A 20,883-nucleotide genomic window follows, 5' to 3' on the forward strand; every position below is an offset into this window, starting at 1 on the left:
CATTATTTTTTATTTTCAATTAATTCTATAATTTCCTTAAGCTCGTCAACACTTATTTTCTCTTCTTTAGCAAAGAAAGAAACCACATTTTTATATGAGCTATTAAAATAATGGTCAATCGCAGTGTTCATAAATCTTTTTTTGTAATCTTCCTTAGATACAATTGGGTAGTACTGATGTGTTTTTCCAAATGCATTGTAGCTCACATATCCTTTGTCCTCTAGATTTCTAATAATCGTGGATAGGGTGTTGTAGTGAGGTTTATCGTCTTTAATTTCTGAAAGTACATCCTTTACAAAGGCTTTTTCTAACCTCCACAGAATGTGCATAATCTCCTCTTCCTTATTTGTTAGTTTTTGCATTGACTAATTAAATTTCATTGTAGTGAATTCAAATATAACTATTTTTGTAGTTATGTAACTAAAATAGTAGTTATTTAACGAAATTTTTAGTTTTTTCTTGCTTTAATAATGAAATGTTATCTTCGCGACTCTAATAAAAGAGGTGATTAAATAATTAATTGATACATGAGCGTATTCCTTGTTATAGCTGGTTTAGCATTGTTGGTCATTGGTGGTGATTTTTTGGTAAGGGCTTCGGTTGGCTTGTCTTTTAAGCTAAAGATTTCAAAACTCGTTATTGGTATGACAGTTGTGTCTTTTGCCACGTCTGCACCAGAACTTTTGGTGAGTTTACAAGCGGCCTTTGATGGTATTTCTGATATTGCCTTGGGTAATGTTATCGGTTCTAATATTGCTAATATTGGTTTGGTTTTAGGGATTACAGCAATCATTTCACCGTTGACAGTGGATAGGGACTTTTACAAGTACAATTGGCCTATGATGATGCTGGCTTCCTTTGTGCTGTATTACTTTTTGAAGAATGACCAAGTGTTAACGGCAATTGAAGGTGCTATAATGTTTACTTCGTTGATTATGTTTCTTTTTCTTTTAATTAGAAGCTCGAGAAAATTAACTAAAGCCAAATTAGATGAAATCGATGATGGGCTTGCCGTTGTGTCAAATTTTAAAATCGTAATGTGGCTTATAATTGGTGCAACTGGCTTGTACTATGGCTCTGAATGGCTGGTAGAAGGCGCTAAACGATTAGCGGCAGCTGTAGGAATTAGTGATTATGCTATATCTGTAACGGTAATAGCAATAGGTACGAGCGTACCGGAATTAGCAGCATCTGTTATTGCGGCTTTAAAGAAGGAAAAAGCTATTTCGTTAGGGAATTTAATCGGATCTAATATTTTCAATATCGCTTCGGTCTTAGGTTTAACGGCTATTGTAAAACCTATCGTTGTTAATCCTCAAACGCCAGAAATATTATCAACAAATATTTTTTGGATGATCGCATTTGCGGCTGTCCTGGTGCCTTTGATGCTGATTCCAAAGCAATTTATAATTAGCCGATATAAAGGGATGTTGTTGTTTGGGGCTTATCTTGTTTTTATATATATAACACTGCAATAAAAAAAAAGCCTGCTAAAAAGCAGGCTTCTTAATTATATATTGAATTGACAAGACTTAAACATCAGCACTTTTTACAGTTTTGATAATTCTACCTGCAATTTTATACGGATCGCCATTAGAAGCAGGCCTTCTGTCTTCTAACCAACCTTTCCAGCCTTTTTCAACTGTAATAATTGGAATACGGATAGAAGCTCCTCTGTCTGAGATGCCATAACTAAAATCGTGAATAGATGCCGTTTCATGTAAACCAGTTAAACGTTGGTCGTTAAACTCACCGTAAACTTCAATATGCTCTTTTACGACAGGTCTAAAAGCTTCACAGATTTTTTCATAAACTTCTTGACTTCCGCAAGTTCTTAACGTTGTGTTAGAGAAATTAGCGTGCATACCTGAGCCATTCCAGTCCATATCCTTACCTAAAGGTTTAGGGTGGTATTCTATATAGTAGCCATATTGTTCAGTTAGTCTGTCTAACAAATATCTGGCAACCCAGATTTCGTCACCTGCTTTTTTGGCACCTTTTGCAAATAATTGAAATTCCCATTGACCAGAAGCAACCTCTTGATTGATACCTTCAAAGTTTAGTCCTGCAGCAATACAAAGGTCTGCATGCTCCTCAACTAAATCTCTTCCGTGAGTGTTTTTCCCACCAACAGAGCAATAGTACATTCCTTGAGGTGCAGGATAGCCTCCAATAGGAAAGCCTAAAGGTAATTGTGTCTGAGTGTCCATAATAAAGTACTCTTGCTCAAAGCCGAACCAGAAATCATTATCATTATCATCAATGGTTGCTCTACCGTTAGACTCATGTGGTGTTCCGTCTGCATTTAGAACTTCAGTCATTACTAAATAACCATTTTTTCTTGCAGGATCAGGATAAATAGCAACAGGCTTTAATAAGCAATCTGAAGATCCACCTTCAGCTTGTCTCGTTGAACTCCCATCAAAAGACCAGATTTCGCAATCTTCTAGTTTTCCACTAAAGTCTTCTACTACTTTAGTTTTACTTCTCATGTTTTGAGTAGGCTTATAACCATCAAGCCAGATATACTCTAATTTAGATTTACTCATCGTAATAATATTTAACAAATTGACACTGCAAATATTGTGTTTTTTTTCAATAGGTCAAAAAAAATAGGGGTTTTTAGATGAAATGTTATTAATAATTGTTGACAACCCTATTTTTAGTAGGGTATATTTCTTAAATATTTAATAATTCTTATTTTTGCATCAAATAAATAAGAATATGTCAACACTAAGATTTAATGCAGTAAAAGAATCCTTAAAAAGAAAACCTCTTAAGGTAAAGGAATACAAACGTCGTTCAGAGGTCTTCGGCTCTAATGTTTTTAATGAGACAGCAATGCGTCAATATTTGACCAAAGATGCTTTATCTGGAATTCTAGAGGCTGTTGAGAAAGGTAAGAAGATAGATCGTGTAGTAGCTGATCATATTTCCACAGGAATGAAAGAATGGGCAATCTCAAAAGGTGCAACACACTACACACATTGGTTTCAACCTTTAACCGGAGCAACGGCAGAAAAACACGATGCTTTCTTTGAAACTATCGGAGATGGTATGGCGATTGAAAAATTTGGTGGAGGGCAATTGGTACAACAAGAACCTGACGCATCCAGTTTTCCACATGGTGGCATAAGAAATACGTTTGAAGCTAGAGGATATACAGCTTGGGACCCAACATCACCTGCTTTTATATATGGTACAACATTATGTATCCCAACAGTTTTTGTGGCTTATACAGGTGAAGCCTTGGATTATAAAACACCATTGTTACGAGCACTTCAGGCCGTGGATAATGCAGCGGTTGATGTTTGTAAGTACTTTGATAAGAATGTAAAAAAGGTAAATGCGTCTCTAGGTTGGGAACAAGAATACTTCTTAATAGATAATGCACTTGCAGCATCACGACCAGATATTGTACTGACAGGTAGAACACTTTTGGGCCATTCACCAGCGAAAGGTCAACAGCTCGATGACCATTATTTTGGTACCATACCAAATAGAGCCATGTCGTATATGCGCGATTTGGAAAACGAATGTATGCTTTTGGGTATTCCTGTTAAGACAAGACATAATGAAGTGGCTCCAAATCAATTTGAACTCGCTCCTATATATGAGGAAGCGAATTTAGCGGTAGACCATAACTCGTTGTTAATGGATGTAATGCACAAAGTTGCCGAACGTCATAGTCTAAAAGTATTGATGCACGAAAAACCTTTTGCAGGTGTCAACGGGTCTGGTAAACATAATAATTGGAGTCTGAGTACAGACACTGGGGTGAACCTGTTATCACCAGGGAAAACACCAATGAGTAATCTTCAGTTTTTAACCTTTTTCATTAATACCATTAAGGCAGTTCAAACTCATGAAGAATTGTTGAGGGCAGCAATTGCGTCTGCAAGTAATGACCATAGGTTGGGTGCAAATGAAGCTCCACCTGCTATTATATCTGTATTCATAGGCGCACAATTGACAAAAGTTCTCGAGGAACTGAAAACCGTTACCAAAGGAAAATTATCTCCACAGGAGAAAACGGATTTAAAACTGAACGTGGTTGGTAAAATACCTGAGATATTGTTAGATAATACCGATAGAAATAGAACCTCGCCTTTTGCCTTTACTGGTAATAAATTCGAATTTAGAGCTGTTGGCTCAACGGCTAACTGTGCTAATCCTATGACTGTTTTAAATACAATTGTTGCAAAACAATTGATAGATTTTAAAGCTGAAGTCGATGCCTTGATTGATAAAAAGACCATGAAAAAGGATGACGCTATTTTTAATGTGCTGAGAGAGTATATTAAAACATCTAAGAGCATTCTTTTTGAAGGTAATGGGTATAGTGAAGAATGGGAAAAGGAAGCTAAAAAGCGTGGTTTGAGTAATAATAAAACCACTCCTGAAGCTCTAAAAGTAAAGGTGGCTAAACCATCTCTTGAACTTTTTGAGAACATGGGAGTTATGAATAAGGTTGAGGCGCAGGCACGTTACGAGATTGAAATGGAAGAATATATTCTTCACATTCAAATTGAAAGTAGGGTTCTCGGTGATATTGCCAGAAATCATGTGGTACCAACTGCCGTGAGATATCAAAACATATTGATTGAAAACGTCACAGGGCTTAAGACCATTTATGGCTCTAAATTTAAGGACTTTGCAAAGGAGCAACTCGCATTGATTGAACAAATTTCGCAACACATTGAAGCTATAAATTCATTAGTAACCAAAATGACAGATGAAAGAAGGTCATTGAATAAGCAAACCAATATTGAAAAGAAAGCTAATGGCTATAGTTTAAAGGTGAAATCCTTATTTGATGAAATTAGATATCATAGTGATAAATTAGAACTTATGATTGATGATGAGCTGTGGCCATTGACAAAATATAGAGAGCTCTTGTTTACCAAATAGCAGATTATTGCTATAAAGTGTTAATGAAGTCATAATTATATCTTAACACATACGTAATAATACGTAGTTGAATAAGTTTTAAATTATAGGTTTTGTGCAGTTCGTCGATTGCATCTGCCTAATTGTCGAAAAGCCTATGTATTGTTGTTAAAAAACAGTGATTCTGCATCTTTACAAAGAGTAAATTTAGTATGTTTGTAGTGCTATTAATCAATATTTGTAAAAATGAAGAAGTTACTACTCAGTGTAGCTATTCTTGTGGGCGCGACATTAATTCTTTCTCAGGATAATTCTGAAAACATAAAAGATGTTGTCAAAGATGAGGTTGTAAATGTTCAGCCAGAGCTACAGACGGAATCTTAAAACTTAAGATAATACTAAAAGGCAAAATTGCCAATTTAGAATATAATAGGATAAAACCAGCTTGTTTGGTTTTATCCTATTTTATTAGCTAAATATTAGATTTTTTTATGTTTTGAATAATAATTTTCTATATTGCGCAGCTCCATAATCTTAAATGACGTAGGCTTATTTACTAACTAAGGTTATATGATTACAAAATATAAATACGTTTTTCTGATAGCAGTTTTGGCTGTTTTTGGACTTGATTTTGCGAACGCCCAAGAACAAAAGGAGGAAGGGAAGAAAGACAATGAGAAATTATATAGGCAACTAGAGTTTTTTAATTTAAGGGGCACTAATGCGGTTGATATGGCTATTGGCGCATCCCTTATCACTGGTGACTTCCCTCAACCAGAAGCTGATATTTTCTTCAAAATAGGCTACAAACGCTTCATCACTGAGCAAATAGGAATTAGCTTTACTTACAATAAATACAATCTGGCATTTAACGATGCTTTCCATCAAGGGTTTATGTCTTTTGATTTAAATCTCGAATATTTAATAAGCCCATATACTAGTATCAGTCCTTTTATTTATGGTGGCTATGGTTATAATGCCGACAATGATTTTGAGACTACTGGTGCTAAAGTACAAGGCGGTTTGGTTATTGAGTTTGTGCCATTTGAAAAAGTTGGTATAAAATTATTTGGAGAATATAATTATGTAATGTCCAACGAGGCCAATCCTATCATAATGGAAGAAAGTAACATTAGTTTTTTTAGAGTTGGAATAGGAGTAAACCTCTATTTTGGTGGTGGAAAGAAGAAAGAAAAGCTGCTCGAAGAAGTGGATACAGTTATTAAATCAAATTATATCAAATAATAAATATCAATTCTTACTTTTGCAGTACCAAGTATAAAATTCTTCAATGGGTAATTCGGTAAGCAAAAGATATGCACAGAGAGGTGTTTCAGCCTCTAAAGAAGATGTGCACAATGCCATAAAAAATATAGACAAGGGCTTATTTCCTAAAGCCTTTTGTAAAATAGTTCCTGATTATTTAACCAATGACGACGAGTATTGTCTTATAATGCACGCTGATGGTGCTGGTACAAAGTCTTCGTTGGCGTATATGTATTGGAAAGAAACCGGAGATATTACCGTATGGAAAGGTATTGCCCAAGACGCCTTGATTATGAATATTGATGATTTACTTTGTGTTGGTGCAGTTGATAATATTATGTTGTCATCGACCATAGGAAGAAATAAAAATTTAATTCCAGGAGAGGTTATTTCTGCGGTTATAAACGGTACTGAGGAATTAATTGAAGATTTAAAAAACTTCGGAGTTACAATTCATTCTACTGGTGGTGAAACTGCAGATGTTGGTGATTTGGTAAGAACAATAATTGTAGATTCTACTGTGACTGCGCGTATGAAGCGTAGTGATGTTATTGATAATGCTAATATTTCTGAAGGTGATGTTATCGTAGGATTAGAATCTTTCGGACAAGCCACATACGAAACCGAATATAACGGAGGTATGGGGAGCAATGGCTTAACGTCTGCAAGACATGATGTGTTTTCAAAATACTTGGCCAAAAAATATCCTGAAAGCTTTGATGCAGCCGTACCAGAAGACTTAGTGTATTCAGGAAATACAAAACTTACAGACTCAGTTGAGGATTCCCCAATTAATGCAGGCAAATTGGTATTATCACCTACAAGGACTTATGCACCTATCATAAAGGCTATATTAAATAAATATAAAAGTGATTCCATCCACGGAATGATTCACTGTAGTGGTGGTGCACAGACAAAGATTCTTCACTTTATAGACAATCTTCATATTGTAAAAGATAATATGTTTAGAATTCCTCCGTTGTTCAAACTTATACAAGAACAATCAAAAACCGACTGGAAAGAAATGTATCAAGTATTTAATTGTGGTCATCGTTTGGAGCTCTATGTAAAACCAGATGTAGCTGAGGACATCATCGCTATTTCAAAATCCTTTAATGTCAATGCAAAGGTCATTGGTAGAGTAGAGGCTTCAAAAACAAAACAACTTACCATTAAAAGCGAATACGGTACGTTTTATTATTAAAATAAATTTTTGGCATGCATTGTTATTTTAGATACCTACTGACGGTATGCACCATCTTTGTTTCAACTTTAGTATCGGCACAACCAGATTCCTTATTCTTTAAAAAGAAAACGAATGCTGATATACAATTGGGTTGGCGTACTAAAAAAGAAGCCGGACTTTACCTTAACCAAGTTTCTTTTACCAACTGGAATGCTGGAGGTACCAATTCCATTTCCGGAATCATAAGCGGAAAGGCATCAGCAAAATACAAACAAGAAAAATATTTTTGGAATTCGTCCATCAATATGCGCTACGGTTTAAACAAGCAAGAAGGCGAATCCGTTTTTAAAACTGAGGATGTCATTGAGGTCATTTCCAACTTCGGACTCGAAAAAGACCCTCAAAGCAATTGGTTTTATTCAGCTCGGTTTAGTTTTAATACACAATTCTCAAATGGATTTAACTACCCGAATAGAGATGAGCCAATTTCAAGATTTATGGCACCAGGCTATATGTTTCTTGGTTTAGGTATGGAATATGGAAGGCATATTGAGCGTATGTCCTTTTACGCCTCGCCATTTACTTTAAAAACGACATTTGTGTTAGATGACGATTTGGCTAACAGAGGAGCATTTGGTGTAGATCCGGCAATCTATGATATGGAGGGTAATATTCTTCAAAATGGACAAAAGATAAGAAGGGAGTTGGGCATATTACTGACCAATCAGTTTGAGGAAGAATTGTTCGAAAATATAAAAGTGAATAGCCTATTACGCCTCTATACGGATTACCTCAACAGTTTCGGAAATATTGATATTGATTGGGAGCTGAACATAGATATGAAAGTAAATCAATATGTTAAAGCTACATTTGGGTCCCATCTACGATATGACAATGACATTAAAAATAAAGTTGAAATCAACGACATGACCAATGAGGAAATTTTAATTGAGGGGCCAAGGCTACAATGGAAACAAATTCTAGGTGTAGGTGTTGTTGTGGATTTAGACAATATTATTGGTGTAGTCAGTAAGTCTTAGATAAATCCTTTTATAAGAAGTAAAAAAGTACATGTGATGACACTATCCAAAATAAAAATAGTGCCAAAAAACTTCAGATTAGAAACGCCTCTAATTCTATAGAACTTTAAACGTTGCCTTAGCTTTCTGTCACTGATCATTATCCACAATAAAAAAACCAAAAACAATTTAGTGCAGAGCGCTAATATTAATTCAGGATTAATAATAGTAATAGCCAAGGTCACTAAAAATGACCATAAAGCAAGCGGCTTGTAATAATTTAGTATGGACCTTAACTGCCTAAGCATATATTATACAACGCTAAAACAATTAAAAATATTTTCTTAATTCTGTACAAAATACAGTTCCAATAAAATCCATAAAAAATCGTACTTTTGAAATTCAATTTTTTGAAGATAGATGTTAGAGAAAATACAGATTGTAAAACAGCGATTCGATGAGGTTAATGACCTTATTATTCAACCCGATATTATATCAGATCAACAGCGTTATACTAAGCTGATGAAAGAATATAAAGATCTTAAGCTCATTGTAGATAAAGGAGAAGCTTATAAAGAAGCTTTGGAAAATCTTTCAGAAGCTGAAGAAATTATTGCTGATGGTTCTGATGATGAAATGGTAGAAATGGCAAAAATGCAACTCGAAGAAGCCAAGGAGTCTATAGAGAAATTAGAAGAAGAGATTCGTTTTATGCTAATACCAAAAGACCCAGATGATGCTAAAAATGTGGTGGTAGAAGTACGTGCCGGAACAGGTGGAGACGAAGCTAGTATTTTTGCAGGTGATTTGTTTAGAATGTATTCAAAATACTGTAGTGATAAAGGCTGGAAGGTCGATGTAGTATCTCAAAGTGATGGTACCTCTGGCGGATTTAAAGAAATTATATTTGAAGTTTCTGGTGAAGATGTGTATGGAACTTTAAAGTTTGAAGCTGGTGTTCATCGCGTACAACGTGTACCGCAAACAGAAACTCAAGGTCGTGTGCATACTAGTGCAGCAACCGTTATGGTATTACCAGAAGCAGAAGAAATTGATTTTGAACTCGATATGACCGAAGTACGTATAGAGCGTACAACATCAACAGGTCCAGGAGGTCAGTCGGTAAATACTACATATTCAGCAATTAAGTTGCACCACGAGCCAACAGGTATGATTGTGAGCTGCCAAGATCAAAAATCATCACATAAAAATTTAGAGAAAGCTTTAAAGGTTTTACGATCGCGTTTGTACGAAAGAGAGCTCGAAAAGCAACGAGAAGAAGATTCTGCTAAACGAAAAAGTATGGTGAGTTCTGGAGACAGAAGTGCTAAAATTAGAACTTATAATTATGCTCAAGGACGTGTTACGGACCATAGAATCGGATTGACCCTTTATGATTTATCAAACATCATTGATGGCGATATTCAGAAAATAATAGACGAATTAATGCTGGCTGAAAACACAGAGTTGTTAAAAGCTAGTGATGATGTAATTTAAATACAAGCCTCTTTATGAGGCTTTTTTTATAAATGACTACACAACAACTAACAAATCAAATCAAAAAAAAGCAATCCTTCCTTTGTATAGGATTGGATGTCGACTTAAATAAAATCCCTAAATACTTACTAAAAGAAGAAGATCCAATCTTTGCTTTTAATAAAGCCATTATTGATGCAACACATCACCTCTGTGTGGCTTACAAGCCCAACACAGCGTTTTATGAGGCTTATGGACTTAAAGGCTGGAAAGCTTTAGAAAAGACGATTAACTATCTTAATGAAAATCATCCAGAAATATACACCATTGCAGATGCAAAACGAGGCGATATTGGTAATACAAGTACTATGTACGCCAAAGCCTTTTTTGAGGATTTAGGATTTGATAGCGTAACCGTAGCACCATATATGGGTAAAGATTCAGTAGAACCTTTTTTAGCTTTTGAGGATAAACATACTATACTTTTAGCATTGACTTCTAATCAAGGAGCATTCGATTTTCAGACTAAGTCCGTGGACGGAATAGAATTATACAAACAAGTTTTAGAAACCTCAAAAACTTGGAAGAGTTCAGAAAACTTAATGTATGTTGTTGGCGCGACCAAGGCAGAGTATTTAGCCAATATTCGTAAAATTGTTCCAGATAGTTTTTTATTGGTGCCAGGTGTTGGGGCACAAGGAGGAAATCTTCAAGACGTCTGCAAATATGGAATGAATGATTCCATTGGGTTATTGATAAACTCTTCACGCGGTATTATTTATGCGTCACAAGATGAAACCTTTGCTCAAGCTGCTGCAAAAAAAGCCGAAGATCTGCAAATGCAGATGAAAGCCGAATTGAAACGCCATTCCAAATGATAATTAGACTGTCATTGCGAGAAGCTAAGCGACGTGGCAATCTCGTAAAATATAACTATAATTAAAAGGCCTGTCTACCAATAGGCAGATTGCTTCATTTTTTTCGCAATGCCATATATCGACCAACTCAATAGAAAACTTCAAATAACTGAAACACCAAAACGAATCATCTCGTTAGTGCCTTCCCAAACAGAATTGTTGGTCGATTTAGGTTTAGAAACTTCAATCGTTGGTGTTACCAAGTTTTGTGTTCACCCTAAACACCTCAAAAAAACCAAAACAGTTGTAGGTGGCACAAAGCAAATCAATATCGAAAAAATAAAAGCGCTCAAGCCAGATATTATTCTTTGTAATAAAGAAGAGAATACTAAAGAAATAATTGATGAGTTAGAGTCTACAGCTCCAGTTCATGTTAGTGATATTTATAATCTTGAGGACTGTTTTGAGCTTATTGAAATGTATGGTAGTATATTTAAAGTAGAGGCTAAAGCATCTGAAATTATTACCAAGATTAAAAACGACCGTAAGCAATTTCAAGAAAAAATAACGGTTAAACAGCAACCCAAAGTCGCATACTTTATCTGGAAGAACCCATGGATGGTTTCCGCTTCAAATACCTTTATTGACTATATGCTTTATGAAGCGGGTTTTAAGAATGTTTTTGAAAATGATCAGCGCTATCCAGAAATAGAATTGAGCAGCTCAAAATTAAAAGAAGCCGATATTATTTTTCTTTCGAGTGAGCCTTTTCCTTTTAAGGATAAGCATATTCTAGAGTTACAATCTCGTTTTCCTCAACAGACAATAAAAATTGTGGATGGTGAGATGTTTTCCTGGTACGGAAGTCGGCTGCAACAAGCTTTCAAATATTTTGAATCCCTACATAGTATAAAATAAAAAGTCGGTACCTAACTAAAATACCGACCTTTACCTAACTAACTTTTGTAATCTCTTTTAAGACTTACTCTCTTTTGCGTTACAAAGATGCTGACATTCTTTGTAATCAATGTTATGTTAATATTAGCTTATAATTAAATGTAGTTTAATAACTTAGTTAAAATAATATTAACATGAAAAAGCTCATAACCCTAACTACTGCACTAGTGTTTTCACTAGTAATGATTGCTCAAAATACGCCTTGTGTTTGTTGTACTGACAAACATTCAGAATTCGATTTTTGGATTGGCACTTGGGAGGTAACAAATCCAGATGGAACCAAAGTTGGTGAAAATGTAATTGAGAAAGTTCAGGATAAATGTGTATTACAAGAAAACTGGACGAGTACATCACCTGGTTATACAGGCACAAGCAACAACTTCTATAATTACAAGACCAAGCAATGGGAACAAATTTGGGTGGACAACAAAGGGCAAAGTTTACACCTAAAAGGTAATAAGGTCGGTAATCAAATGATAATGAGGACTGATGATGAGACCAATGCTGAAGGAAAAACTTTTTTTCACCGTGTGACTTGGACAGATAATAAAGATGGAACCGTAAGGCAATTATGGGAAACCATTACCGAAGGATCTGAGACCGTAATTGCATTTGACGGCTTGTATAAAAGAAAAGACTAATTGGCTTTTAGTTTAGAATCTCTAAGCATAAATTTAAGCTTATTGATTTTGTTGAGGACTTTAGTGGCTTGGTATTCAGAAAAATCACTTAAAGCATGGTCGGTTTGCCTAAGATTATAGGCATCTTCAATTAGCTGCTTGTATTGCTGCTTTAGTTTTGTCTTTTTTTGGAGCAATCGATCTAAATTGGCCACTTCGATTGGTTTATTAATTAAGTCTTTAAATTAATAAATAAAATAACACGAAACCATAATTTTAATCAAAAGAGCAACAAATTAATCTTGTAGAGCAAAAACTTTCTTCAACAAATCCGTTGTTCTCGAAGACACTTTGTTTCTAATTTCTTTCTCTTCAACTGCGATCATGGTATATACTCCTTCTAGGGCTTCTGACGTTACGTAATCGGTAAGATCTGGATTAACATCATTGGTTAACGGAAGGTTATTGTACTTAGTAATGAGATTTGTCCAGATTTGATCAGCACCAACTTTGCTGAACGAATTATTGATTACTGGTTTAAATTTGTTGTAGAGTTGAGTTTGTGTTTTTAATGTTAAGTATTCTGTTGCGGCATCATCTTCTCCTAAAAGAATATTTTTTGCATCATTGAATGTAATGTCCTTTACTGCATTTACAAATATAGGAGTTGCTTCCATAACGGCATCTTCAGCAGCTCTGTTAAGTGCTTTTATACCGCTATCTGCTAAACTGCTCAGCCCAACTGCGCGTAATGCATCATCAACTTTCTGCAATTCTTCTGGCAATAAAATCTTAACGAGTTCATTTTTGTAGAAACCATCTTTTTGAGTCAATTTTGTGACTTGTTTATCGATTCCAAAATCCAGTGCTTGTCGTAATCCTGCAGCCATATCGGCATTGCTAATTTCACCACTTTCTGGTAGTTTATTTATAACATCCTGTAGTTCTGCACAAGCAGTCAAGTTAAAAATTATAAGAAGAGCAAAAATCCTTTTTATCATGGCTTTAAGTTTTATCTTTAACAAAGATATATGTTACACATGAAAACGTTTCAATATTCAAGCCTAATATTATTTCTTTTGGTATTTGCGTGCCACCAAAAACCAGAAGAAAAGATTGAGATTGTGAGTAAAGCTATAAAGATAAAATCACAACAGTATATTACTGTTTTGGGTGTAGCCCAAGATGCAGGTTTTCCTCAGATTAATTGTGAAAAAAAATGCTGTATGGCCTTTTATAGTGGTAAAGAATCAAAGAAACTTGTATCGTGTTTGGGTCTAGTGGATATAGAGTTCAATAAAAAATGGCTATTTGATGCAACTCCAGATATTACAGAACAAACCCAGATTTTAAAAGAAAAGCATTTAGATAATGGCAAAGTAATTGACGGCATTTTTCTAACCCATGCACATATTGGCCATTATACAGGGCTAATGCAGTTGGGCCGTGAAGCTATGGGAGCTAAAAATATCCCTGTCTATACCATGCCTAAAATGAAAACCTATTTAGAAACCAATGGACCTTGGAACCAGTTGGTGGAACTAAATAATATTGAGTTGAAGTCCTTAAAAGCTGACTCGACTGTAAACCTGAACAGCAAATTAAAAGTTTTGCCTATACAAGTGCCGCATCGAGATGAATACTCCGAAACGGTAGGTTATAAAATAGAGGGTAAAAACAAATCCGCATTGTTCATTCCAGATATTGACAAATGGCATAAGTGGAATAGAAACATTGTAGAAGAAGTTAAGAAAGTGGATTATGCTTTTTTAGATGCTTCATTTTTTAACAATGGTGAATTAGAAAGAGATATGAGCGAAATTCCACATCCATTTATCACCGAAACAACGACATTGTTTGAGGACGAGACAATGGAAACTAAGCAGAAGATACATTTCATCCACTTTAATCATACTAATCCAGCATTAAAAGACCAAAATAGATTAAAGGATAGCATTCGGAATTTGGGCTTTAGATTTGCAAAACGCGGAGATAATTTTGATTTATAGACTCAAGAAAAAATAACAGTTTTGTTATTAAACACCATTACTTTTCTGTTGGCATGAAGCTTTATCGCATTAGAAAGCACAATCTTTTCCAAATCACGCCCTTTTGCAATTAAATCTTTTATGGAGTACGAATGGGATACGTGAGCAACATCTTGTTCTATAATTGGGCCAGCGTCTAATTCTTCAGTGATGTAATGACTTGTAGCTCCGATAATTTTCACACCTCTTTTATATGCAGAATGATAGGGTTTGGCACCAACAAAAGCGGGTAAAAACGAATGATGAATATTGATTATCTTATTTGGAAATTTATCAATTAAAAGATTTGAAACTATTTGCATATATCGGGCCAAAACGATAAAATCCACCTTATGGGATTCTAGCAATTCTAGTTGCTTAAATTCAGCTTTTTGTTTGGTGGCTTTTGCAACTGGGACATGGAAAAAAGGAATTTTGAAACTTTTAGCAATAGGCTCTAAGTCATTATGATTACTTAAAATAAAGGGAATCTCCAGATTAAGCTCACCAGAATTGTATCTGCCTAAGATGTCATACAAGCAATGGTCATACTTGGATACAAACAATGCCATTCTTGGCTTTCTGTCGGCTAAATACATGCGCCATTTTAAGTTGAATTTATCTACGAGGGCATTCTTAAATAATTCTTTAAAACTTTCAATAGAAAAAGCACTGGAATTAAACTCACATTCAAGACGCATAAAAAATATATTCTGCTCTCTATCTACATGTTGATCTATATATACAATGTTGCCATTGTTCAATGCCATGAAATTAGTGACAGAAGCAATGATGCCTGGTTGATCCTTACAGTGAATTAATAAAGTGATTTTATGCATATCCTCTAACTAATATGTTTGTAAATTAGGGTAAAATACTAAGTTTTGTTGATGCTTTTTAAGATTTAGATAATTAATAATTAATGCTTAGATTTTTTGAATATTCCGTAAATTTGTTGCTCAATTAAGCGATATTTTTACGAATGGAACAAGTCACACCATATAAGCCAAAACATAAAGTTAGAATTGTAACAGCAGCATCACTTTTTGATGGACATGACGCAGCTATAAACATAATGCGTCGAATTATACAATCTACAGGAGTTGAGGTGATTCATTTAGGACATGATAGAAGTGTTGAGGAAGTGGTAAATACAGCCATACAAGAAGATGCCAATGCTATTGCCATGACATCCTATCAAGGAGGACATAATGAGTATTTTAAATACATGTATGATTTGCTTCAGGAAAAAGGAGCAGGCCATATAAAAATCTTCGGTGGTGGAGGTGGAGTTATTCTTCCTGAGGAAATCAAAGAGTTAATGGATTATGGAATCACCAGAATCTATTCTCCAGATGACGGTAGAGAAATGGGCTTACAAGGCATGATTAATGATTTGGTAAAACAATCTGATTTCGCCATAGGTGATCAGCTCAATGGAGAAGTGAAAGTTTTACATAAGAAAAACCCAAAAGACATTGCACGTGTAATTTCTTCGGCTGAAAATTTCCCTGATGTTGCAAAAGACGCTCTTGAAACTATTCATCATAAAAACAAGAATTCCAAAACACCAGTTTTAGGAATCACGGGAACAGGAGGAGCAGGGAAGTCCTCATTAGTTGACGAATTAGTAAGACGTTTTCTTATAGATTTTCCAGAGAAAACTGTTGGATTGGTTTCTGTGGATCCTTCAAAACGAAAAACAGGTGGAGCATTATTGGGAGATAGAATCCGTATGAATGCGATTAATTCTCCTCGTGTTTATATGCGTAGTTTGGCAACGCGTCAGTCTAACTTGGCATTATCTAAGTATGTCAACGAAGCTGTTGAAGTATTAAAAGCTGCTGAATACGATTTAATAATTCTAGAAACTTCTGGTATTGGGCAATCCGATACCGAAATATTAGAACACAGTGATGTTTCGCTTTATGTCATGACACCAGAATTTGGTGCTGCAACCCAGCTTGAAAAAATTGATATGCTCGATTTTGCTGATTTGGTGGCCATCAACAAGTTTGATAAACGTGGTGCTTTGGATGCTTTGCGTGATGTTAAGAAACAATACATGCGCAACCATAATATGTGGCACGCTGACCTGGATACTATGCCAGTTTTTGGTACTATTGCTTCTCAGTTTAATGATCCAGGAATGAACACGCTTTATAAAGCGATAATGGATAAGCTGGTAGAAAAAACTGAAGCCGATCTAAAATCGACTTTCGAGATTTCTAAGGAAATGAGCGAAAAGATTTTTGTCATTCCACCAGCACGTACACGTTACTTATCTGAAATAGCTGAGAATAATCGTGCTTACGATAAAACTGCAGACGCTCAGGTTGAGGTTGCACAAAAATTGTATGGTATTTATAAGACTATAGAGTCTGTATTAGACGTCATTGCGAGTGAAGCGAAGCAATCTCATATGGATAAGCACGGACTAAATTCGGACGAAATCCTGAAACAAGTTCAGGATGACAAAAAGGATTTTATTAAAATGTTGATTGCCGAATTCGACCGTGTAAAACTAAATCTAGACCCATATAACTGGGAAATCATCACGGGTTGGGATGACAAAGTAAACCGTTACAAAGACCCTGTCTATACCTTTAAAGTAAGAGATAAAGAAATAAAAATTGAAACCCATACTAAATCACTTTCACATTCTGATATTCCAAAAGTAGCATTACCTAAGTATGAAGCTTGGGGTGATATTTTAAGATGGTGTTTACAGGAAAATGTTCCAGGTGAATTTCCTTATACAGCAGGATTATATCCGTTTAAAAGAACAGGTGAGGACCCAACCAGAATGTTTGCAGGTGAAGGTGGACCAGAACGTACCAATAGACGTTTTCATTACGTGAGTATGGGCTTGCCTGCAAAACGATTATCCACGGCGTTTGATTCTGTAACACTCTACGGAAACGATCCAGATTACAGACCAGATATCTATGGGAAGATTGGTAATGCTGGTGTAAGTATTTGCTGTTTAGATGATGCTAAGAAACTATATTCTGGTTTTAATTTGGCAGATGCTATGACTTCTGTGAGTATGACGATTAATGGACCTGCACCAATGTTGTTAGGTTTCTTTATGAATGCCGCCATAGACCAGCAATGCGAGATTTATATCAAGGATAATGGTCTGGAAAATGAGGTAGAACAAAAGATTGAAAAACTCTATAAAGGTAAAACAAGACCAAGTTATAATGGTGAAATTCCTGAAGGTAACGATGGATTAGGGTTAATGCTTTTAGGTGTTACAGGTGACCAAGTGTTACCAAATGATGTCTATGAAGATATTAAAGCGAAAACCATTGCTCAAGTAAGAGGAACGGTTCAAGCAGATATTTTAAAAGAAGATCAGGCACAAAATACCTGTATTTTCTCTACGGAATTTGCATTAAGATTGATGGGTGACGTTCAGGAGTATTTTATTGAGAATGGGGTCCGTAACTTTTATTCGGTATCCATTTCTGGTTATCATATTGCCGAAGCTGGCGCCAATCCGATTTCTCAATTGGCATTTACACTTGCGAATGGCTTTACTTATGTAGAGTATTACTTAAGTAGAGGCATGGATATTAATAAGTTTGGACCAAACTTATCGTTCTTCTTTTCAAATGGTATCGATCCAGAATATGCAGTGATTGGTCGTGTAGCACGTAAGATTTGGGCAAAAGCACTTAAACATAAGTATGGTGCAAATCCTAGAGCGCAGATGTTGAAATATCACATTCAGACTTCCGGACGTAGTTTACATGCCCAGGAAATTGATTTTAACGATATAAGAACAACGCTTCAGGCACTATATGCCATATACGATAATTGTAATTCATTGCATACCAATGCTTATGATGAAGCTATTACTACACCAACTGAAGAATCGGTTCGTAGAGCAATGGCAATTCAGTTAATCATTAATAAAGAATTGGGCTTAGCGAAAAACGAAAATCCAATTCAAGGCTCATTTATTATTGAAGAATTAACCGATTTGGTTGAAGAAGCGGTATTAGCAGAGTTCGATAGAATTACAGAGCGTGGTGGTGTGCTTGGTGCTATGGAAACTATGTATCAACGTTCTAAAATACAGGAAGAAAGTTTGTATTATGAGACCTTAAAGCATAATGGTGAATTCCCGATTATTGGTGTCAACACCTTCTTAAGCAGTAAAGGCTCGCCAACGGTTCAACCAGCTGAAGTGATACGAGCGACTGAAGAAGAAAAAGAATTTCAGATTAAGACTTTAGAGTATTTGCATAAGGCTCATGACACAGATGAGTTACTAAAAGAATTACAGCATAAAGCCATCAATAACAAAAATATTTTTGAAGCCTTGATGGAAGTTTGTAAAGTCTGTTCTCTTGGACAAATTACATCAGCCTTATTTGAAGTTGGTGGACAATATAGGAGAAATATGTAAGCAGAGAACCACTTTTTCTTTTTCAGAAAAAGTGAGTGAATCGCTTATGCTGAGCGAAGTCGAAGTATCTCACTGAGCCAATTTTTAAGCGTAGCGAAAAAAAATGTGTGAATATCGCTTATCCCGAATTTATTTCGGGATCTAGTAATTTTAAATCGAATTAATTTAATGTCTTTCAAGAAACTTCACCCATTATTAAAAGAAGCATTGCAAAATGTTGGTTTAGAAACTTCAAATACGTTTCAAAAAAAAGTACTGCCTACATTAAAAGGTGGTGCTGACGCATACATCATTGCGCCAAAAGGAAGTGGAAAGACTACAGCACTTATAATTGCTACAATCCATAAATTGAAAGCAGCAGCTTTTGAAGATTCGCCACGTGCCATAATCGTTGTAAAAGATAAAGCTGATGCAATAATTTTAAAAGAGGACTACGAAAAATTCACCAATAATACAGATCTTAGAGTCTATGCACTTTACGATGAATATGATATTGAAAAGCAAAAAGAAGAAGTCTATTACGGACAAGATATCGTTATTGCTACACCTTCACGCTTAAGTAAATTGTATTTTTTAAATGGTATTCATCTTGGCGAAATTCAGTTATTTGCTATTGAAGATGCAGATTATTTAGGTAGAAATAATGCGTATAATCATATTCTGCGTTTGTCTGAAAGCATCAATAAATGTCAATTTGTTATTATTGCGGATGAGATGAATTCTAAAATTAAGAATTATCAGAATGCATTTATGAGTAATGCGCATCTGATAAAAGGAAAATAAAAATAATTACTAATACAATCAGACACTATGAAAACCATTGCCATTCTTTTTTTTATTGTTATATCTAATGTTTTGATAAGTCAGACTATATCTATTGAAGATTGGGTTCAAAATATTGTCAATGATATGATTGAAATGAACGATTTAGATATCTATAGTTCAGAAGAACTTTCCCCAGAGTATAGTGTTAACTTTATTATGGTTGAATCTGTTAAGGACATTACAATTACAGATAACAAAATTAGTATGTTAGTGAATCACGGAAAAGGCACTTATTGTACTAAGATAACATTGCAATACCTTAAGAGGGATGACGGTTTTTACTTGGTGTTTTCAGAGCCAAGAACAAATATGACTTTAGGCAAAGAGAGAAAATGGATAGATCCTTGGATTGAAAAAGTGAATATTTGCGACTAAATTATTACAAAGTCAACATCCAACTGCGCTGTAGTTTTCTAAACGTTTTAAGTTCTCCTTTAAGAATAGGTAAATAATCTTTCCCGTTACTTTTAGAACGTTCTAATCGTCTGCAATTACTGTATAATTTTGAAGTCAATCGGTCTAAGCTTTCTAAATGTTTGTGTTTTTTATCAGAATAGCGTTCGCGCTCTGCATTGATAATTTCTGGAGCAAGATTAGTCGATTGTTGAACGATATCTCCAGAGAAATAAATATCATTATCCTCAGTACCATCTTCATTTAAATAGCATAAATCCTGATTTAAATAGGTAGAAATACTTCGAGACAACATAATAATGTCCATTGCCTTTTTATATATAGGCAAATCCGAAAGATGTGATGGTAGGTTATAATTCATTTTTCAATAGCAATTGTTACGAATTTACGGAGTAGAATTGATATTTTAATTTAGTATTTAAAGTAAAATAGTATATTTACTTTAAAATTTAGTTAATTATTGGTTAATTTCTTTAAATGAGTATAGATAGCTTAAATTGGAAGATATTAAAGTGTCTTCAGCAGAATGCGCGTATGTCTAATGCAGAGATTGGAAGACGTGTTGGGATAAGCTCACCAGCTGTAAGTGAGCGTATTAAAAAGATGGAGGATGCGGAAATTATACAAGGATACACCACCTTTGTTTCTCCTTTTGAAGCGGGTTATCAATTAAAGGCGCTTATTACACTTCGTGCATTTATGGGAATGCTAAAACCGTTTCTGGAAAAAGTAAAAACCTACGATGAAGTCGTCAATTGCTATCGGATTACAGGTAATGAAAACATAGTCATGGAAGTGGTTCTTAAAAACCAAAAGCATCTAGAGTCTTTTATAGACCAATTGATTTCTTATGGAGAAACCAAAACCCAAATTGTATTATCTCATGTGGTAAAACATAGTGAAGTCAAGCCATTAAAGTAGAGACA

Annotated in this window: 21 protein-coding genes; 15 read left to right on the forward strand and 6 right to left on the reverse strand. The window is 35.0% G+C overall.

Annotated elements, in window-relative coordinates; genetic code table 11:
- Window positions 1–2 precede the first annotated feature (2 nt).
- Window positions 3–362 carry a BlaI/MecI/CopY family transcriptional regulator gene (locus F1003_RS15090; RefSeq protein WP_155090271.1) on the reverse strand — a complete coding sequence of 120 codons (360 nt, stop codon included), beginning with the start codon at window positions 360–362 and terminating at the stop codon, window positions 3–5.
- A gap of 165 nt (window positions 363–527) precedes the next feature.
- Between F1003_RS15090 and F1003_RS15095 the strand changes: the two genes are divergently transcribed.
- Window positions 528–1,478 (forward strand): calcium/sodium antiporter, encoded by a 951-nt coding sequence (locus tag F1003_RS15095; protein ID WP_155090272.1) that lies wholly within the window; start codon window positions 528–530, stop codon window positions 1,476–1,478.
- A 54-nt stretch (window positions 1,479–1,532) separates the two neighbouring features.
- Here F1003_RS15095 and F1003_RS15100 read toward each other — a convergent pair whose 3' ends face one another.
- Complete coding sequence (locus F1003_RS15100; protein WP_155090273.1) at window positions 1,533–2,549, reverse strand: glutamine synthetase beta-grasp domain-containing protein; 1,017 nt, start codon at window positions 2,547–2,549, stop codon at window positions 1,533–1,535.
- Between the two features lie 175 nt (window positions 2,550–2,724).
- Between F1003_RS15100 and F1003_RS15105 the strand changes: the two genes are divergently transcribed.
- The 9 genes from F1003_RS15105 to F1003_RS15145 all read left to right on the forward strand — a co-directional run bounded on the left by F1003_RS15105 (window position 2,725) and on the right by F1003_RS15145 (window position 12,292).
- On the forward strand, window positions 2,725–4,911 hold the full coding sequence (locus tag F1003_RS15105; protein WP_155090274.1) for a glutamine synthetase III family protein: 2,187 nt from the start codon (window positions 2,725–2,727) through the stop codon (window positions 4,909–4,911).
- 225 nt (window positions 4,912–5,136) lie between these two features.
- Entirely contained in the window at window positions 5,137–5,274 is a 138-nt protein-coding gene (locus tag F1003_RS15110) for a hypothetical protein (protein ID WP_155090275.1), read from the forward strand.
- A 186-nt stretch (window positions 5,275–5,460) separates the two neighbouring features.
- Window positions 5,461–6,135, forward strand: a complete 675-nt coding sequence (locus F1003_RS15115) for a Curli production assembly/transport component CsgG (RefSeq protein WP_155090276.1) — start codon at window positions 5,461–5,463, stop codon at window positions 6,133–6,135.
- Between the two features lie 46 nt (window positions 6,136–6,181).
- Window positions 6,182–7,360 (forward strand): AIR synthase related protein, encoded by a 1,179-nt coding sequence (locus tag F1003_RS15120; RefSeq protein ID WP_155090277.1) that lies wholly within the window; start codon window positions 6,182–6,184, stop codon window positions 7,358–7,360.
- Window positions 7,361–7,374: 14 nt separating this feature from the next.
- Window positions 7,375–8,382 (forward strand): DUF3078 domain-containing protein, encoded by a 1,008-nt coding sequence (locus tag F1003_RS15125; RefSeq protein ID WP_155090278.1) that lies wholly within the window; start codon window positions 7,375–7,377, stop codon window positions 8,380–8,382.
- Window positions 8,383–8,781: 399 nt separating this feature from the next.
- A complete protein-coding gene (gene prfA / locus F1003_RS15130; protein WP_155090279.1) occupies window positions 8,782–9,858 on the forward strand; it encodes a peptide chain release factor 1 in 1,077 nt (358 codons plus the stop codon).
- Between the two features lie 32 nt (window positions 9,859–9,890).
- Entirely contained in the window at window positions 9,891–10,715 is an 825-nt protein-coding gene (pyrF, locus tag F1003_RS15135) for an orotidine-5'-phosphate decarboxylase (RefSeq protein ID WP_155090280.1), read from the forward strand.
- 108 nt (window positions 10,716–10,823) lie between these two features.
- Entirely contained in the window at window positions 10,824–11,612 is a 789-nt protein-coding gene (locus F1003_RS15140; RefSeq protein WP_155090281.1) for an ABC transporter substrate-binding protein, read from the forward strand.
- Between the two features lie 173 nt (window positions 11,613–11,785).
- Complete coding sequence (locus F1003_RS15145) at window positions 11,786–12,292, forward strand: hypothetical protein (RefSeq protein ID WP_155090282.1); 507 nt, start codon at window positions 11,786–11,788, stop codon at window positions 12,290–12,292.
- Here the strand turns inward: F1003_RS15145 and F1003_RS15150 are convergent.
- Together F1003_RS15150 and F1003_RS15155 are read right to left on the reverse strand one after the other, a co-directional pair.
- Window positions 12,289–12,486: a Lacal_2735 family protein gene (locus tag F1003_RS15150; protein ID WP_162306997.1), complete on the reverse strand. Its 198-nt coding sequence runs from the start codon at window positions 12,484–12,486 to the stop codon at window positions 12,289–12,291. The two genes, F1003_RS15145 and F1003_RS15150, sit on opposite strands and share 4 nt — an antisense overlap.
- An 81-nt stretch (window positions 12,487–12,567) precedes the next feature.
- Window positions 12,568–13,272, reverse strand: a complete 705-nt coding sequence (locus F1003_RS15155; protein ID WP_155090283.1) for a DUF4197 domain-containing protein — start codon at window positions 13,270–13,272, stop codon at window positions 12,568–12,570.
- A gap of 39 nt (window positions 13,273–13,311) precedes the next feature.
- Between F1003_RS15155 and F1003_RS15160 the strand changes: the two genes are divergently transcribed.
- Complete coding sequence (locus tag F1003_RS15160; RefSeq protein ID WP_155090284.1) at window positions 13,312–14,280, forward strand: MBL fold metallo-hydrolase; 969 nt, start codon at window positions 13,312–13,314, stop codon at window positions 14,278–14,280.
- 2 nt (window positions 14,281–14,282) lie between these two features.
- Here the strand turns inward: F1003_RS15160 and purU are convergent, their stop codons facing one another.
- Entirely contained in the window at window positions 14,283–15,137 is an 855-nt protein-coding gene (purU, locus tag F1003_RS15165) for a formyltetrahydrofolate deformylase (RefSeq protein ID WP_155090285.1), read from the reverse strand.
- A gap of 143 nt (window positions 15,138–15,280) precedes the next feature.
- Between purU and F1003_RS15170 the strand changes: the two genes are divergently transcribed.
- The 3 genes from F1003_RS15170 to F1003_RS15180 all read left to right on the forward strand — a co-directional run bounded on the left by F1003_RS15170 (window position 15,281) and on the right by F1003_RS15180 (window position 19,918).
- On the forward strand, window positions 15,281–18,718 hold the full coding sequence (locus F1003_RS15170; RefSeq protein WP_155090286.1) for a methylmalonyl-CoA mutase family protein: 3,438 nt from the start codon (window positions 15,281–15,283) through the stop codon (window positions 18,716–18,718).
- A gap of 168 nt (window positions 18,719–18,886) precedes the next feature.
- Complete coding sequence (locus tag F1003_RS15175) at window positions 18,887–19,501, forward strand: DEAD/DEAH box helicase (RefSeq protein WP_155090287.1); 615 nt, start codon at window positions 18,887–18,889, stop codon at window positions 19,499–19,501.
- Between the two features lie 27 nt (window positions 19,502–19,528).
- Window positions 19,529–19,918 (forward strand): hypothetical protein, encoded by a 390-nt coding sequence (locus F1003_RS15180; protein WP_155090288.1) that lies wholly within the window; start codon window positions 19,529–19,531, stop codon window positions 19,916–19,918.
- 4 nt (window positions 19,919–19,922) lie between these two features.
- Here F1003_RS15180 and F1003_RS15185 read toward each other — a convergent pair whose 3' ends face one another.
- Complete coding sequence (locus F1003_RS15185; RefSeq protein ID WP_155090289.1) at window positions 19,923–20,318, reverse strand: hypothetical protein; 396 nt, start codon at window positions 20,316–20,318, stop codon at window positions 19,923–19,925.
- Window positions 20,319–20,434: 116 nt separating this feature from the next.
- Here F1003_RS15185 and F1003_RS15190 point away from each other — a divergent pair, with 116 nt between their 5' ends.
- Window positions 20,435–20,878: an Lrp/AsnC family transcriptional regulator gene (locus tag F1003_RS15190; protein WP_155090290.1), complete on the forward strand. Its 444-nt coding sequence runs from the start codon at window positions 20,435–20,437 to the stop codon at window positions 20,876–20,878.
- Window positions 20,879–20,883: the final 5 nt, after the last annotated feature.

The organism is Winogradskyella ouciana (assembly GCF_009709615.1).
GTDB lineage: Bacteria > Bacteroidota > Bacteroidia > Flavobacteriales > Flavobacteriaceae > Winogradskyella > Winogradskyella ouciana.

Coding starts and splice junctions, on each gene's coding strand:
- F1003_RS15175 (WP_155090287.1), top strand. CDS start 18,887: ATGTCTTTCAAGAAACTTCACCCATTATTAAAAGAAGCATTGCAAAAT.
- F1003_RS15100 (WP_155090273.1), bottom strand. CDS start 2,549: ATGAGTAAATCTAAATTAGAGTATATCTGGCTTGATGGTTATAAGCCT.
- F1003_RS15095 (WP_155090272.1), top strand. CDS start 528: ATGAGCGTATTCCTTGTTATAGCTGGTTTAGCATTGTTGGTCATTGGT.
- purU (WP_155090285.1), bottom strand. CDS start 15,137: ATGCATAAAATCACTTTATTAATTCACTGTAAGGATCAACCAGGCATC.
- F1003_RS15125 (WP_155090278.1), top strand. CDS start 7,375: ATGCATTGTTATTTTAGATACCTACTGACGGTATGCACCATCTTTGTT.
- F1003_RS15190 (WP_155090290.1), top strand. CDS start 20,435: ATGAGTATAGATAGCTTAAATTGGAAGATATTAAAGTGTCTTCAGCAG.
- pyrF (WP_155090280.1), top strand. CDS start 9,891: ATGACTACACAACAACTAACAAATCAAATCAAAAAAAAGCAATCCTTC.
- F1003_RS15110 (WP_155090275.1), top strand. CDS start 5,137: ATGAAGAAGTTACTACTCAGTGTAGCTATTCTTGTGGGCGCGACATTA.
- F1003_RS15180 (WP_155090288.1), top strand. CDS start 19,529: ATGAAAACCATTGCCATTCTTTTTTTTATTGTTATATCTAATGTTTTG.
- F1003_RS15170 (WP_155090286.1), top strand. CDS start 15,281: ATGGAACAAGTCACACCATATAAGCCAAAACATAAAGTTAGAATTGTA.
- F1003_RS15160 (WP_155090284.1), top strand. CDS start 13,312: ATGAAAACGTTTCAATATTCAAGCCTAATATTATTTCTTTTGGTATTT.
- F1003_RS15105 (WP_155090274.1), top strand. CDS start 2,725: ATGTCAACACTAAGATTTAATGCAGTAAAAGAATCCTTAAAAAGAAAA.
- F1003_RS15155 (WP_155090283.1), bottom strand. CDS start 13,272: ATGATAAAAAGGATTTTTGCTCTTCTTATAATTTTTAACTTGACTGCT.
- prfA (WP_155090279.1), top strand. CDS start 8,782: ATGTTAGAGAAAATACAGATTGTAAAACAGCGATTCGATGAGGTTAAT.
- F1003_RS15120 (WP_155090277.1), top strand. CDS start 6,182: ATGGGTAATTCGGTAAGCAAAAGATATGCACAGAGAGGTGTTTCAGCC.
- F1003_RS15090 (WP_155090271.1), bottom strand. CDS start 362: ATGCAAAAACTAACAAATAAGGAAGAGGAGATTATGCACATTCTGTGG.
- F1003_RS15140 (WP_155090281.1), top strand. CDS start 10,824: ATGCCATATATCGACCAACTCAATAGAAAACTTCAAATAACTGAAACA.
- F1003_RS15145 (WP_155090282.1), top strand. CDS start 11,786: ATGAAAAAGCTCATAACCCTAACTACTGCACTAGTGTTTTCACTAGTA.
- F1003_RS15185 (WP_155090289.1), bottom strand. CDS start 20,318: ATGAATTATAACCTACCATCACATCTTTCGGATTTGCCTATATATAAA.
- F1003_RS15115 (WP_155090276.1), top strand. CDS start 5,461: ATGATTACAAAATATAAATACGTTTTTCTGATAGCAGTTTTGGCTGTT.